Source organism: Gaetbulibacter aestuarii, assembly GCF_039537665.1.
Lineage (GTDB): Bacteria > Bacteroidota > Bacteroidia > Flavobacteriales > Flavobacteriaceae > Gaetbulibacter_A > Gaetbulibacter_A aestuarii.
Genome location: NZ_BAABAY010000001.1, coordinates 781,166 through 796,770 on the forward strand (window position 1 = coordinate 781,166; position 15,605 = coordinate 796,770).

General features: G+C 40.5%; 10 protein-coding genes. 3 read left to right on the top strand and 7 right to left on the bottom strand.

All coding sequences use genetic code 11. The annotated features are described in order from the left end of the window. Nucleotides 1–6: 6 nt before the first annotated feature. The 7 genes from ABD682_RS03430 to lepA all read right to left on the bottom strand — a co-directional run bounded on the left by ABD682_RS03430 (nucleotide 7) and on the right by lepA (nucleotide 12,701). Nucleotides 7–2,406 (bottom strand): glycoside hydrolase family 31 protein, encoded by a 2,400-nt coding sequence (locus ABD682_RS03430; RefSeq protein ID WP_344739016.1) that lies wholly within the window; start codon nucleotides 2,404–2,406, stop codon nucleotides 7–9. 135 nt (nucleotides 2,407–2,541) lie between these two features. Beyond that, nucleotides 2,542–4,452 carry a 1,4-alpha-glucan branching protein GlgB gene (gene glgB, locus ABD682_RS03435; RefSeq protein WP_344739018.1) on the bottom strand — a complete coding sequence of 637 codons (1,911 nt, stop codon included), beginning with the start codon at nucleotides 4,450–4,452 and terminating at the stop codon, nucleotides 2,542–2,544. A 1-nt stretch (nucleotide 4,453) separates the two neighbouring features. Continuing rightward, on the bottom strand, nucleotides 4,454–6,082 hold the full coding sequence (locus ABD682_RS03440) for a trehalose synthase (RefSeq protein ID WP_344739020.1): 1,629 nt from the start codon (nucleotides 6,080–6,082) through the stop codon (nucleotides 4,454–4,456). A gap of 1 nt (nucleotide 6,083) precedes the next feature. Next, the gene (locus tag ABD682_RS03445) at nucleotides 6,084–8,021 is read right to left on the bottom strand and encodes an alpha-1,4-glucan--maltose-1-phosphate maltosyltransferase (RefSeq protein ID WP_344739022.1); all 1,938 of its coding nucleotides are present in this window, start codon (nucleotides 8,019–8,021) and stop codon (nucleotides 6,084–6,086) included. A 53-nt stretch (nucleotides 8,022–8,074) separates the two neighbouring features. After that, the gene (locus tag ABD682_RS03450) at nucleotides 8,075–9,343 is read right to left on the bottom strand and encodes a glucose-1-phosphate adenylyltransferase (RefSeq protein WP_344739024.1); all 1,269 of its coding nucleotides are present in this window, start codon (nucleotides 9,341–9,343) and stop codon (nucleotides 8,075–8,077) included. Between the two features lie 30 nt (nucleotides 9,344–9,373). Beyond that, nucleotides 9,374–10,576 (bottom strand): glycogen synthase, encoded by a 1,203-nt coding sequence (gene glgA / locus ABD682_RS03455; protein WP_344739026.1) that lies wholly within the window; start codon nucleotides 10,574–10,576, stop codon nucleotides 9,374–9,376. 328 nt (nucleotides 10,577–10,904) lie between these two features. After that, nucleotides 10,905–12,701: a translation elongation factor 4 gene (gene lepA / locus ABD682_RS03460; protein ID WP_344739028.1), complete on the bottom strand. Its 1,797-nt coding sequence runs from the start codon at nucleotides 12,699–12,701 to the stop codon at nucleotides 10,905–10,907. A gap of 162 nt (nucleotides 12,702–12,863) precedes the next feature. Here lepA and ABD682_RS03465 point away from each other — a divergent pair, with 162 nt between their 5' ends. From ABD682_RS03465 to dusB, 3 genes are all read left to right on the top strand, one after another. Beyond that, nucleotides 12,864–13,250 (top strand): DUF4345 domain-containing protein, encoded by a 387-nt coding sequence (locus tag ABD682_RS03465; RefSeq protein ID WP_344739030.1) that lies wholly within the window; start codon nucleotides 12,864–12,866, stop codon nucleotides 13,248–13,250. A gap of 58 nt (nucleotides 13,251–13,308) precedes the next feature. Continuing rightward, complete coding sequence (locus ABD682_RS03470; protein WP_344739033.1) at nucleotides 13,309–14,490, top strand: T9SS type A sorting domain-containing protein; 1,182 nt, start codon at nucleotides 13,309–13,311, stop codon at nucleotides 14,488–14,490. A gap of 63 nt (nucleotides 14,491–14,553) precedes the next feature. Then, complete coding sequence (dusB, locus tag ABD682_RS03475) at nucleotides 14,554–15,549, top strand: tRNA dihydrouridine synthase DusB (RefSeq protein ID WP_344739036.1); 996 nt, start codon at nucleotides 14,554–14,556, stop codon at nucleotides 15,547–15,549. The last annotated feature ends 56 nt before the right edge of the window (nucleotides 15,550–15,605 follow it).

The following is a 15,605-nucleotide window of genomic DNA, read 5'->3' on the forward strand; positions in this document are numbered from 1 at the left end:
GGTGCATTACATGATGTGTAAGTCATTAAAATCCTTGTGAACTTCGAGCGTATTATCGCCGTTAAGTTTTAGATCTTTAAAAGAATATTCCACCTTATCAATTTTTACCGTTTTGATTTTAAATGGTAAACCATGAATTCTAAGTTTTAGGGTTTCGTAAGGTGTGGTATATTTTCCGGATTTATGTTGCTGAATAATGAGCTCGTTTTCTCTTCCGGTTAAGGTAAAGTTTCTTAAGCTATAACGCCCTTTGATGTAATCATAACCATCATTTGCATCTTCATAAACCTGAGACGTTTCTTTTCCTTCTTTATAATAAACGTCAAGAATTAATTCTTCGATCTCTTTCTCGCCAACATATTGCTGTATTGGATATTTTGGGATCATAGCCCCGGCTTTAATAAAAACAGGCATGCTATCAAGATCGGCATCTACCCATAATTCCTGACCGCCGTTTACAAGTTCATCCGTCCAGAAATTATACCATTCGCCTTTCGGGAAATACATACGACGCCCTTTAGCATTTGGCTCGTTTATTGGGCAAGCTAATATTTTTTCACCAAAAATAAATTCGTCATTTCTGTAATGTGTGTGGGTATCGTGTTGGTCGTATAACACTAACGACTTCAAGATTGGAATACCTTCTTCAGCATAACGCCAAAAAGCGGTATACAAATAGGGTAGAAGCTGGTAGCGTAATTCGATGAATTTACGAACTACATCGGTTATATTATCACCAAATGCCCAGGGCTCCTGATCGCCATGGTCTCCGGAGGAGTGCGTTCTGCAAAATGGATGAAATACGCCTAGCTGAATCCAACGAGCGTATAATTCGCCGTTTGGTTGTTCCGCAAAACCACCGATATCGGATCCGATAAAGGAGAAACCGGACATACACATACGTTGTGCCTGAAGGTTAGCGATACTAAGGTGTTCCCAGGTTGCAACGTTATCACCCGTCCAGCTGGAGGTATAGCGTTGTGTTCCGGAATAAGCCGCACGCGTAATCACGAAAGGTCGTTTCGGATACGAGAACTTTTTTAATCCCTGATAGGTAGCTCGAGCCATTTGCATGCCGTAAATATTGTGTGCTTTACGGTGACTGCAATGATGGCCTTCATAATCGTGGCGCACATCGTAAGGGAAAGTTTTGCCTGGCACTTCCATTACGGCAGGCTCATTCATATCATTCCAAACGCCTTTTACGCCAATTTCTTCTACCAATTCTCTAAACAGATTAGACCACCAATCGCGCACTTCAGGATTGGTAAAATCCGGGAAGTAACATTCACCCGGCCATACTTTACCTTTCATATATGGACCATCGGCACGTTTGCAGAAATAATCATTTTCTAAACCTTCTTTAAAGACGCTATAATCGTGGTCAATTTTTATACCCGGATCAATGATCACGATGGTTTTAAAACCATCTTCCTTTAATTCCTGAACCATACGTTTCGGATCGGGGAAATATTCTTTGTTCCAGGTGAAGCAACGAAACCCATCCATATAATCGATATCTAAATAAATAGCATCGCATGGAATTTTAAGGTCTCTAAATTTCTTTGTGATTTCTTTTACTTTCGATTCCGGATAATAACTCCATTTACACTGATGGTATCCCAAAGTCCATAAAGCCGGTAGCTCATGTGGCTTTCCGGTAAGATCGGTATAATTTGCAACCACCTCAGACATCTCAGGACCGTAAATGAAATAGTAATTCATTTCTCCTCCTTGGGCCCAAAAACTTGTAATATTTCTTCGCTCCTGACAGAAATCAAAAAAGCTTCTGAAGGTGTTATCAAAGAAAATACCGTAAGCCTTTTTGTTATGTAAACCCGTGTAAAACGGAATAGCCTTGTAAATAGGATCAGTATTTTTTCCGTAGGCATAGGAATCGGTTACCCAGTTCTCAAAACGTTTTCCTTTCAGGTTGTTATCAACAGGTTTATCGCCTAAACCATAATAACTTTCACCTTCCTGAGCGTTTTTAGACATTTTTACGATGTCTCCACCAAACTCATAACTTTCTTCCCAATGAAAACCTAGTTCATCCTGACAAATAATAGAATTGTCTTTTGCATCAAAAATAGCACTGCGAAGATCTGCTTTAAAAACATGGCAGATCAGTTTTGAGGTTGTGATAACGTATTTATCCTCTTCTTCGGAAACTTCTAAGTGGTTATAGCCTCTGCTGGCATATTTCGTTATGGCATAAGAAAAATCGTTTTCAAAAATGCCTGTGGTTGTATATCTGAATCGTAGCACGCTATCGCGTACAACGGTAATATGTAGAATAACGCCGTTTTCTGTAGTAAATGAGAGCGTGTCTAGATCTTTCTCGTAGGATGCAATTTGAGACGGGAACATATTCCCCTTGTATTCTAACTCCGTATTTATAATCATATTTCTAGCAATTAAATAATTTACGAAAGTAGTAAAACAATTAAATTTTAAACGTAGTTATTTTACAAAAAAAGCGCGATTTTGTTACATAAAAACCAAACTATTAGCGTATTAATTACATTTATTGCAAGGAGCCTATCTGTTGTACTTAAAAATTGTAACCGAAAGCGGCGGAATTGTAATTTCTGCTGAAAAAGGCTTTCCATTCCACTCTTTTTCTGTTGCTGGGATAATTTTTTTGTTAGATACACCACTACCACCGTACTTTTTAAGGTCGCTATTGAAGATTTCTTTAAGATTTCCATCTTCCGGAAGTCCGATACTGTAGTTTTCGTGCATGGAAGGTGTAAAATTACAAACCACCACCAAATCATTTTTAGGATCCTTACCTTTTCTGATATAAGACATCACAGAATTTTCGGAATCACCAAAGTTGATCCACTCAAAACCTTCATTGGTAAAGGCTTTTTCGAATAAGGCGGGATGTGAGGTGTAGAATTTATTAAGGTCTTTGAAGAAGGTTTGCAGGGTTTTATGTGGTTTATATTCCAGAAGGTTCCAGTCTAAACTGCCTTGAAAGTTCCATTCGTTGTATTGCCCGAATTCACCTCCCATAAACAACAATTTTGTTCCGGGATGTGTAAACATGTAAGCGTATAATGCCCGGGCATTAGCGAAACGTTGCCAGTCGTCGCCGGGCATACGGCCTATAATTGAGTTTTTGCCATAAACTACCTCGTCATGAGATAAGGGTAACATAAAGTTTTCAGAAAAGGCGTAGGCCAAACTGAAGGTTATATCGTTTTGATGATATTTTCGATACACCGGATCTTTCTTGAAATATTCCAAAGTATCGTGCATCCAACCCATCATCCATTTCATACCGAAGCCCAAACCGCCTGAAAACACAGGTTTTGAAACACCCGGAAATGCCGTGGATTCTTCGGCTATGGTTTGTACGTCAGGATATTCGCCATAAACGGCTTCATTCATTTCTTTTAAAAAGGCAATCGCCTCAAGATTTTCTCTTCCGCCGTATTGGTTGGGTTCCCATTGTCCGTCTTCGCGGGAATAATCAAGGAAAAGCATGGAGGCTACGGCATCCACACGCAGTCCGTCGGCATGATATTGATCCAGCCAGAACAAGGCATTACTGATTAGAAAGGATTTCACTTCATTTCTACCATAATTGAAGATCAAACTTTTCCAGTCCTGGTGATAGCCTTTTCTTGGATCGGGATGTTCGTAAAGGTTCGAACCGTCGAAAAATCCTAAGCCATGAGCATCTTCGGGAAAATGAGACGGTACCCAGTCTAAAATGATACCAATGTCGTTTTGATGGAGTTTATCTACCAATTCTTTGAATTCCTCAGGATAGCCAAAGCGCGATGTTGGCGCGAAATAACCTGTAATTTGATAACCCCACGACGGATCGTATGGAAATTCCATGATCGGCATTAATTCCACATGTGTGAAATTCATTTCTTTTAGGTAATTCACCAGATCATCTGCTAATTCATGATAGGATAAAAACCGGTTTTCCTCAACCTGGCGTTTCCATGATCCTAAATGAACCTCGTAAACAGCATAAGGCGCATCCAGAGCATTGTGCTTTTTACGTTTTTTCATCCAGGCACTGTCTTCCCATTTGTAGGTATCATCCCAAACAATTGAGGCAGTTTTTGGAGGATGTTCACAACGCCGTGCATAAGGATCGGCCTTCTCTGTCTTTATATCATTATTATGACTCTGAATTTTGTATTTGTAGATGTTTCCTTTGCCAACACCCGGAATAAAACCTTCCCAGATCCCGCTGGAATCCCAACGCACCATCAGCGGGTGCTCGCCTTCAATCCAGTAATTAAAATCGCCAACCACAGAAACCGACTTCGCACTCGGTGCCCAAACGGCAAAATAAGTCCCTTTTTCACCATCAACGGTTGTGATGTGCGATCCGAATTTTTCATAAAGCCGGTAATGTTTTCCTGATTTGAAAAGGTTGATATCGAAATCTGTAAATAAACTGTGAGGTTTAACTTGTGACATACTAATGATTTAAAATGTTAGAGATCCCTTTCAAAGGAATAATAGCCCATTTTGGACGAGAATTAAGTTCGTAACCCAATTCATAAACTGCTTTTTCAAGCAAACAATATTTTAATAAAAACAAACGCTCCTGATTATAACCAATATTCAAATTGGCATTCTGTGTTTCGGTAACATAAGTACCCAGGAACAGGCCCGTAATATAGCTATATAATACTTCACTGGCATCAAATAATTCATCTATTGGATACGGATAAGATTCCTGATTGTTGAAAACCGTAGCATAGATCGCATAATGAAAGGATCGGAACAAGCCTGCAACATCCTTTAATGGTGGCTGTTTTACTTTCCTGTCTCGGATCGTACTTTCAGGTTCACCTTCAAAATCTAAAATATAAAAGTCGCGGTCTTTTACCAGAATTTGGCCTAAATGGTAATCCCCGTGAATCCTAATACGTTCACCCTTTAGTTTGGTCCAGTCGAAATCGACAAAATGCTCCCGTATCTGATTCTTTTTGTTCATGAATTCCTTGGCCAGATCTAAAGCCATACCATCCAGTTTGTGTAAATTATTCTCAACCAGATTGAGTCGGTTTTGGAATTGATAAAGCATTTTATTCTTCAACCAAACCGTATAATCGCCGTTGTAATGCGTGGGTGTGAAAGCAGTTTCTTCAAACTCCGAACCCAGAGCGATGTGCATCTCCGCAGTACGCTTGGCCAGGGTTTGTACCTGCATGAACAACTGTAATCCCGCCCAATCAATGATCTGTGGTGGAATGTCTGAAATATTGAGTTGCTGATATAAACCGGTACGCGGTAAATGGGAAATGTTGAGGTTCTTATATTCCAGGTTACAAAATACCTTGTGCAATTCTTTCAACATATAATCCCAGGCATCGCCTTCATTCGGGATCATTTCCTGCATGAGAGCAATGGTGATGGTCACTTGTTTGGAATCTACCAAATTGATACTTCCTAAATAAGCCGGTGTATTTTTGTACTCCTTTTTCTCAGATAAGAACCTACTCATTTCATAATCGGGGTTCTTATCGGCAAAAATGCGTCTGAAAAACTTTAAAACGTAACTATCGTTATAAATAATGGATGTATTACTTTGTTCAAGCCCCATGAATCGGGAGCTCTCGTATGCTTTAGCTTTTAAAGCGATGCTTTTATGATAACGAACCTTTGTGGTATCTTTTGGCAAGGCGGTTAAAATACGCTCGAAGACCAATTGCCGGAAGGCTTCCAGGTTTATAGCATCAATAATAAAACCGTCTTGTTTTTTAAGTCGCAGATGTAAAATGCGGTCTTTTTGCGCAAAATTCTCGTCGGTTACAAAAGCAATGGGTAAAAAATAATGTTGGTAAAAAGCCTCAACAAAATTCACTTCCAGAATCAATCCAAAATACATTTCACCATTTTGCTGAATTTTGAAATACTCAGCTAGCTCGATGTACTTTAATTTACTAGCCTTGCCACCGTACCAGCGCTGTTTGGTGATATAATCACCAAGAACATCCGACAGGAAACTCTTCACAAAGCTCTTGTTTTCGAGCAAGGCTTCCCAATCATCATTAAAATGAAGGTCGGTTTTAAAGGATATGTTCTCGTCGGGTTTACTCATTTTATTTATTTATTTTGAAAATATGGAACGGCAACGTAGGGTGGAGTTCTACAAAATTCCATTCACCGGTCCAGCTGTAGCGACTGTTGGTTACCAGATCATGAACTTCGAAAGCCTGATCGTGTTTGATACCCATGTGATGCAGCGGCAATTTAATGCTTCCTTGCTGCATGCCGTAATCGTCTAAACTCACCACAATTAATAGTTGATCGTTTTTAGCATCGTTCCATTTATAATAGGCCATGAGATTATTATTCTCTACATGACAAAAGGTGATATTATTGGTTTGTTGAAGTGCTTCATGTTCTTTTCGAATACGATTCACTTTGCTTATTACGGTAGTTAATTTATTTTCTTTTGACCAATCGTAGTGTGTAAATTGAAATTTCTCCGAATTCATATATTCCTCGCGGCCCAATAAGGCTTCAGAGATCATATATTCGAAAACCGGACCATAAATTCCAATGGAAGAACTCAGTGTCGCCGCCAAAACGTAGCGTTGAATATGTTTAGCTTCGTTAGCACCTTGCAAATGAAACGGATTAATATCCGGGGTATTTGGCCAGAAATTAGGTTGCATATATTCGCGTAACTCTGTTTTGGTCAATTCTTCCATATACTCAGTGAGTTCGTGCTTATTATTCCGCCAGGTAAAATAAGTATAGGATTGTGTATACCCTTGTTTAGCTAACTGTTGCATTACTTTTGGCGCTGTAAAGGCTTCCGCTAGAAAGATAACATCAGGATGTTTAGCCTTGACCTGATTGATGATCCAGTTCCAAAAATAGAAGGGTTTCGTATGCGGATTATCCACACGGAACACGCGAATACCACAATCGATCCAGTACATCAAAATGTCCAGACACTCCTTCCATAAGTTCTCATAAACGGTACTCTCCCAATAAATCGGTAAAATATCCTGATATTTTTTAGGCGGATTTTCTGCGTATTGCACGGTTCCGTCAGGGCGCCATTTGAACCATTCCGGATGATCCTTCACCCAGGGATGATCAGGAGCAGCTTGTAAAGCATAATCCATAGCGATCTCTATACCGTGTTCTTTAGCCTTTTCTATTAGTTGTTTAAAATCTTCAAGAGATCCCAATTGCGGATGGATGGCTTTGTGGCCACCGTGTTGAGAGCCAATGCCCCATGGAGAACCTACATCGCCTTCTTTGGCTTCGGTAGTGTTGTTTTTCCCTTTTCGATTTACTTCGCCAATGGGATGAATGGGAGGGAAGTAGAGGGTGTCAAAACCCATGTTTTGAACCCTTGGCAACAAGCGTTCACAATCTTTAAACGTGCCGTGCACACCTTCCTGCTCTCCAGCGGAACGCGGAAAGAACTCATACCAGGTACTGAAACGGGCTTTCTTTCGATCAACATACACCTGAAAATCATTTGAGGTATTTACCAGGTCTTTTTCAGGGAATTCAAAAAACAGATGATGCAAACGGTCGCTCATAGCTTCCTTCACGGCCTCATCATAATGTTGTTCATCCTGAAAAATGTTGATTAAATGATCGAGGTAGAAACCGTCGTTTTCATTACAGTGGTTTTTTATTTCTTTAAGAAAGGCAACGCCTTCCAATAACTCCGATTTTACGAACTGACCATCCTCGATCTTACGCTCAATCCCATGTTGCCAATTTAAAGCGTGATCTACCCAGCCTTCTACTTTATATGTATAAAGCCCTTGTTTTTCAACTGTAAAGGAGGCTATCCATTCATCGTTAACATCAAGAGCCATTCGTGTTTCACGCCACTTTTTTTCTTTTTCGTGTTTATATAATACCGAAGCGCCCAATACATCATGACCGTCGGCTAAAATAAAAGCGCATACGTTAACAATTTCATCAACAACCCGTTTAATATAAAATAAACCGTTATTAACACTAGGCGACACGTAGTCTATAACGACCCTTTTTTGATTTAGCATAGTTCGTTTAGTTGGTTAAAAAGATAATTTGTTTGAGGTGTTTTTTAAGTGTTTTATCCTATTACAAAACCTTTTGGAATGACCGCATCTTTTTTAATGACCACGATGCCGTCTTTCACAAAATAGGTGTCTGTTTCGGTGTTTTCAATATGTGGTCCTCCATTGATACGCACACCATCACCAATGCGCACGTTCTTATCAATGATAGCATTTTTAATGAAGCAACGTTCCCCGATACCAATAAGGATATCAATATGGTTACTGTTGATTTCCTCCAAAGATTCATAATAATCACTACCCATAACATAGGTGTTAATAACCGTACTTTCAGCGCCTATTCTTGAGCGAATACCAATAACCGATTTTTCGATTTTAGCTGCGCTGATGATACACCCTTCGGCAATCACGGCATGGTCTAAAACGGTTCCGGCAATTTTTGTTGTAGGCAGTATACGAGCTCTGGTATAAATGCGTTTACGCTTATCATATAGGTCAAAACGAGGAATATTATCTGTAAGCTCCAGGTTAGCTTCAAAGAACGAATCGATATTTCCGATATCCGTCCAATAGCCTTCATACTGGTAACTTAAGGTTTTATGTTTTGAAATATTTTGAGGAATAATTTCCTTGCCAAAATCGTTGGTTTCCTTGTTTGCCATGAGCTCTATCAATAAATCGCGGTTGAAGATATAGATCCCCATAGATGCTAAATAGTGTCGCTCCTGTTTTTTCATGTCGTCGCTCACTTCTGAAGTCCAATCAGGAAGCAGGCTGGCATCCGGTTTTTCAATAAAGGAGGTTACCACATTGTTTTCATCCGATTTCATGATACCGAATTCCGTAGCTTCCTTGGCATTCACCGGAATGGTAGCAATGGAAATTTCAGCTCCGGCCTTCTCATGAGCAGCTATCATTTCATCATAATCCATTTGATATAATTGATCACCGGAAAGGATCAACGCATATTTAAAATCGTGACGTAAAAAATGATGCATGCTTTGGCGCACAGCATCAGCTGTTCCCTGAAACCAGGTTTTGTTTTCCGGTGTTTGCTCTGCCGCTAATACATCGACAAATGCTGAACTAAAAAAACTAAAATGATAGGTATTCTTGATGTGTCTGTTCAAAGAAGCCGAGTTGAATTGCGTCAATACATACATCCGTTTAATATCTGAATTAATGCAGTTTGAAATAGGAATATCTACCAAACGGTATTTTCCGGCAATAGGAACGGCAGGTTTTGAACGGTCTTTGGTTAGTGGATATAATCTGGACCCTTGTCCGCCGCCAAGAATAATGGCTAATACGTTATCATTTATCATTTTTGTTAGGTTTAGTTATTTTACTTTGTTTTATAATAGGGATTTATAGAGATCTGCGGTTTGTTTTGCGATGGCTACCCAATCAAAATAATCCTCCACACGCTTTCGACTGTTTTCAGCCATGGTATCCCGAAGGTCTTTATCACGAATGAGGCGATTGATACCGGCAGCCAGATCTTGTGAAAAGGTGTCCGGATCTACCGGTTCAAAAGGTGCTTCTTTTTGTTGTTCCAAAGGCACCAGGATTCCGGTTTCGTTGGGCACAACCACTTCTTTTATTCCGCCAACGGCACTCGCTACCACGGGAGTTTTACAAGCCATAGCTTCAATATTGATGATACCGAATGGCTCATAAATAGACGGACAGCAAAATACATCCGCATGAGAATATAGCTGGATCACTTGTTCTTTTTCCAGCATCTTGTCGATCCAGATCACATTATTTCTTGTTTTCTTGACTTCGTTAACGCTGTCTTCCATTTCTTTAGCGATCTCCTTGGTATCCGGTGCACCGGCACACAAAACAATTTGAGTATCGGGATCGATATATTTTATAGCATTCACCAGGTGAATGATGCCTTTTTGACGCGTGATACGGCCCACGAACAATACATAAGGTTTGTTCTTATCGATGCCATAAGCATCCAGTGTATCGGTTTTATCGGTGATATTATATTGTTGAAGATTGATGCCGTTATAAATGACACTGACCTTAGTGGGATCAACATTAAAATGTTTAAGGACATCGACTTTGGTTTCTTCGGAAACAGCAATCACGGCGTCGGCCATTTCAATCGCTGTTTTTTCAACCCATGACGAAGCGTCGTAACCGCGACCTAATTGTTCCCGTTTCCAGGGGCGCAAAGGTTCTAAGGAATGGGTGGTGATCACCAGTGGTGTGCCGTAGCATAATTTCGTTAGTATGCCGGCAAATTGAGCGTACCAGGTATGGCAATGCACCACATCGGCATCTACCGGATCGGCATTCATTTGAATGCAAGTACTCAGGGTTTGAAACACTGATTTGAGTTTATCGTCGGCATGACTCAAAGCCGGGTTGTCAAAAGGAAAGCCTTTAACGGAGAGGTTGCCATGTTTAACATCCTGATCGCCAAAACTCCGAACTTCAACGTCCATTAATTTTGATAATTCATCGGCTAGATACTCAACGTGAACACCTGCACCTCCATAAACATAGGGCGGAAATTCTCTTGTGTAAAACAGTGTTTTCATATATAAAAGATAGTAGTAACAATTGGATTAAAAGCGCAGCAAAAAAGAAAAGTAGCACACAAAGCGGGCGGATTTGTGCTGCAAATTGTTAATAACCCTAAGGCAGAGCAGCAAAACGAATCCGTTATACCAATGTTTTTAAAACGGCGTATTCATCAGTGTTTTGTTGCGTTTTTAATTGTTTTAGTACTTCGTTGTCATAAACATACAAAATATTTATTAACAATTAAGGGCGTCGTTCATTTTTCAGGAAAATGATGCGTTTTGCCACAAAAGCCTGTTATTTTCTAATGAAAGTTGAGAAATGAGGGATATGGTTTAAAACCTTTTAATCATTTAGCTTCAAAACAGCCATGAACGCTTGCTGAGGTATTTCAACATTACCTACCTGGCGCATGCGTTTTTTACCTTTTTTCTGTTTTTCAAGCAGTTTACGCTTACGCGAAATATCGCCACCGTAACATTTGGCGGTAACATCCTTACGGAGTGCTTTAACGGTTTCCCTGGAAATAATTTTCGCTCCGATAGCCGCCTGAATTGGAATGTCGAATTGTTGACGCGGGATGAGTTCTTTCAGTTTCTCACACATCTTACGGCCAATACTTTGCGCATTATCCGCGTGAATTAATGCAGACAAGGCATCCACAGGCTGGGCATTTAAGAGAATATCCAAACGCACCAGTTTAGATGGTTTCATACCTATGGGGTGGTAGTCGAAAGAGGCATAACCTTTCGAAACGGTTTTTAAGCGGTCGTAAAAATCGAATACGATCTCTGCCAAAGGCATTTCAAAAGTTAGTTCCACACGTTCAGTTGTAAGATACGTTTGGTTCGTAATGATGCCGCGTTTTTCAATACATAACGACATCACATTACCAACAAAATCGGCTTTTGTAATGATGGTTGCCTTGATGTAAGGTTCCTCCACACGATTTAGTGTAGAAGGATCCGGCAGATCGGACGGGTTATTAACGATGATAGCTTGATCCGGCGTTTTATTGGTATACGCGTGGTATGATACGTTAGGCACCGTTGTGATCACGGTCATATCGAATTCACGTTCCAAACGTTCCTGAATGATTTCCATGTGTAGCATCCCTAAGAATCCGCAACGGAAACCAAAACCTAAAGCGGCAGAACTTTCCGGTTGAAAAACCAGCGAGGCATCATTTAACTGTAGTTTTTCCATAGAAGCCCGAAGATCTTCATAATCTTCCGTGTCTACAGGATAAATTCCTGCGAATACCATGGGTTTCACATCTTCAAAACCGGCCACCATATTGGTTGTTGGGTTCTCAAAATCGGTAATGGTATCACCAACTTTTACTTCCTTTGCCGTTTTGATCCCTGTGATCAAATAACCTACGTCACCTGTTTTTACCGATTGTTTAGCAAGTTGGCGCAGTTTTAAAGTGCCAACCTCATCAGCGTAATAATCCTTACCTGTGGCAATGAATTTAATATGCTGTCCTTTTTTTATTTCACCATTGATAACTCTAAAAAAAGTTTCAACACCTCGAAACGTGTTATAAACGGAATCAAAGATTAAGGCTTGTAGAGGCGCATTCGGATCACCTTTGGGTGCAGGAACACGTTCAATAATAGCTTTTAGAATATTTTCCACGCCAAAACCGGTTTTCCCCGAAGCGTGGATCACTTCCTCAGGATCGCAACCCAAAAGGTCAACAATATCATCAGTAACTTCTTCAGGATTCGCGCTTGGCAGATCTACTTTATTCAACACAGGAATAATTTCCAGATCGTTTTCTAAAGCGAGGTATAGGTTTGAAATGGTTTGCGCCTGGATACTTTGCGCCGCATCCACGATCAAAAGAGCGCCTTCACACGCGGCAATCGAGCGGGATACTTCATAAGAAAAATCCACATGACCCGGGGTATCAATGAGGTTAAGCACATAGTGTTCACCTTCATAAACATAATCCATTTGGATAGCGTGCGATTTAATGGTGATCCCACGTTCGCGCTCCAGATCCATATTGTCCAAAAGCTGATCCTGCTTCTCGCGGTCGGTCACCGAACCGGTAAAATCCAACAAGCGATCTGCCAGGGTACTTTTCCCGTGGTCGATATGCGCAATGATACAAAAGTTTCTAATGTGCTTCATAAAGAAATACCTGCCTCAATTTAGGTTGCAAATATAGCTGTTTTTATCTGGAATAATTTATAGATTTTATCTTAGCTTTCATGAATATTTTTGAATAAAAATGCTGTAATCCTATCTAAGTCAAAATTGTAGTACTTTTAAGAAGAATCCAAAGCCATAGCCATGCTAAAAACCAAAGACGATATTCGCACCAAAATTCACCTGCTTATCTCTGTTTTTGTGGTCATTCCCGTAGCACTTGTTTATGGTTTTTATCCGGAAGTGTTGTTTCAGGTTCCGGTAACGGAAATCAACCAGCTGAACAGCCTGAAAGCTCTAATGGGCGTCTATCTGGGGTTTTCATATTTATGGTTGTCGGGTGTTTTTAGTCCCCGGTTTTTAAAAGCGGCTTTAATGAGCAATGTGGTGTTTATGTTGGGTTTGGGCAGTGGTCGCTTAATAAGCCTTATTCTTGATGGTTTTCCGTCGCCTTTATTCACGGTTGGTACGGCCGGAGAGCTTATTTTGGGATTTTACGGACTTTCGGTGCTTTACAACGAAAAAAAGTAAAGGGAGATTAAAATTGCAGTACTTTTAATTTGCTATTAATCTTTAATCAACCACCCTTATGAGAACATTAATACTCTCACTTTTAGTCTTGTTCGGAATACAACGTAGTTTTAGTCAGGTAACAGATGCCACCACTTTATACGATCTCGACCAGGATTCTGTTCCTGAATCTTCAGGAGTCATTTACTACAATAACAAAATTATTACCCATAACGATTCAGGAGGCGAAAACAAATTATATGAAATGGACCCCTCCTCATCCACAATAACCAGAAGAGTGATCATTTCCAATGCAACTAATGTCGACTGGGAGGATATTACGCAGGACGACAATTATATCTACATTGGCGACATAGGAAATAACGAAGGCATCCGCACCGACTTGAAGATCTATAAAATAAGCAAAACAGATTATGATGCTTCGGATACCGTAACCGCTGTAACCATCAACTTTGATTATGCGGCTCAAACAGTTTATACCTCAAACCCCGAAGCAACCCAGTGGGATGCGGAAACCTTAATTTCCATGGATGCGAACAATTTGCTTATCATCAGCAAAAACTGGGATACCCACGTGGCACAAGCCTATCTGGTACCCAAAAATCCCGGAACAGGAACCTATCATTTAAGTCCGGAACCAAGCACCTTACCTGATGCTTTGGGAAATTACGACCTGATCACAGGCGGTACGTATAATCCGCTAACCAACAAGGTGTATTTGATTGGTTATACTTCGAACACCAACACTTTTAATGTATTACAACCCTTTATTTATGAATGTAGTGGTTTTACAGGTACCGATGTCTTTTCAGGAACGAATACACGGTTTGATATTTCAGGGTCTTCCTTAGGTAATTTTAGTTACGAACAAACGGAAGGGATTGCTTATGTTGATGCTAACACTTACTATGTAACTTCAGAGTATTTTAATCGAAGTTATATGGGTTTTACGCTTCAAGATACAGGTAAACTGATTGAAGTCACCACTTCAGACACTGCCTTATCCGTAGATGATTTCAATTCTGACACCATCCAATTATATCCCAATCCAACAACTGATGTCGTTCAAATCAATAGTCAAAACCTGGTTCAGACCGAAGTTTTTAATCTGCAGGGACAACGCGTTTTAAATACAAATAACCGTAACATTGATTTGAGTACTTTCAATCCTGGGATGTACCTCTTTAAAATCACCCTAAACGATCATCAAGTGGCCTTAAAAAAAGTGATTAAATATTAGCCGGAAAACGAAGCATCTGTTTTTAATTTAAAAAACCTTAATTTTGCGGCAAATTACACCCGCTTGGTTAAAATTGATAACATAGAACTACCTGATTTCCCGCTGCTTCTGGCACCTATGGAAGACGTGAGTGATCCGCCGTTTCGCGCGCTCTGTAAAGAGCAAGGCGCCGATGTGGTGTATACCGAGTTTGTATCCAGTGAAGGCCTGATCCGCAACGCTGCGAAAAGCGTTATGAAGTTGGATATCTATGAAAAGGAGCGTCCGGTGGGCATTCAAATCTTTGGAGCCAATCTTGATAGTATGTTGCAAACCGTAGATATCGTAGAGAAATCCAACCCGGATATTATCGATATCAATTTTGGCTGTCCCGTTAAAAAAGTGGTGAGCAAAGGTGCCGGCGCCGGTATTTTAAAGGACGTTTGCCTGATGGAAAAACTCACCTCCGAAATGGTAAAGCGCACCAACCTGCCCATTACCGTAAAAACACGTTTGGGCTGGGACCATAATTCTATAAAAATCGTGGAAGTAGCCGAACGTTTGCAGGATGTTGGCTGTAAGGCTATTTCAATTCATGGGCGTTCCCGAGCGCAGATGTACAAAGGTGAAGCCGACTGGAAACCTATTGCTGCCGTAAAGAACAACCCACGTATGCATATTCCTGTATTCGGAAACGGCGATGTTGACAGTCCGGAAAAAGCTGCCGAAATGCGTGATAGCTACGGACTTGACGGTGCCATGATCGGGCGCGCCAGTATCGGGAATCCGTGGTTTTTCAAGCAGGTGAAACACTATTTTGAAACCGGTGAACATTTAGCGCCTATTCCTATGCACGAACGTGTGGAAGCTGCACGTCGCCACCTCCAAATGGCCATTGAGTGGAAAGGGGAAACCCTGGGTGTTTTCGAAACCCGCCGCCATTATACAAATTATTTTAAAGGGATTCCGCACTTCAAGGAATACCGCACCAAAATGGTAACCAGCGATCGCGCCGAAGACGTTTTTGCGGCCTTCGATGAGGTATTGGAGAAGTTTGGGGATTATCAGTTTTCTGAATAAGTTCTCGTAATGACGAAACGGTACGTCATTACGAGCATAGCGAAGTAATCTTTTTG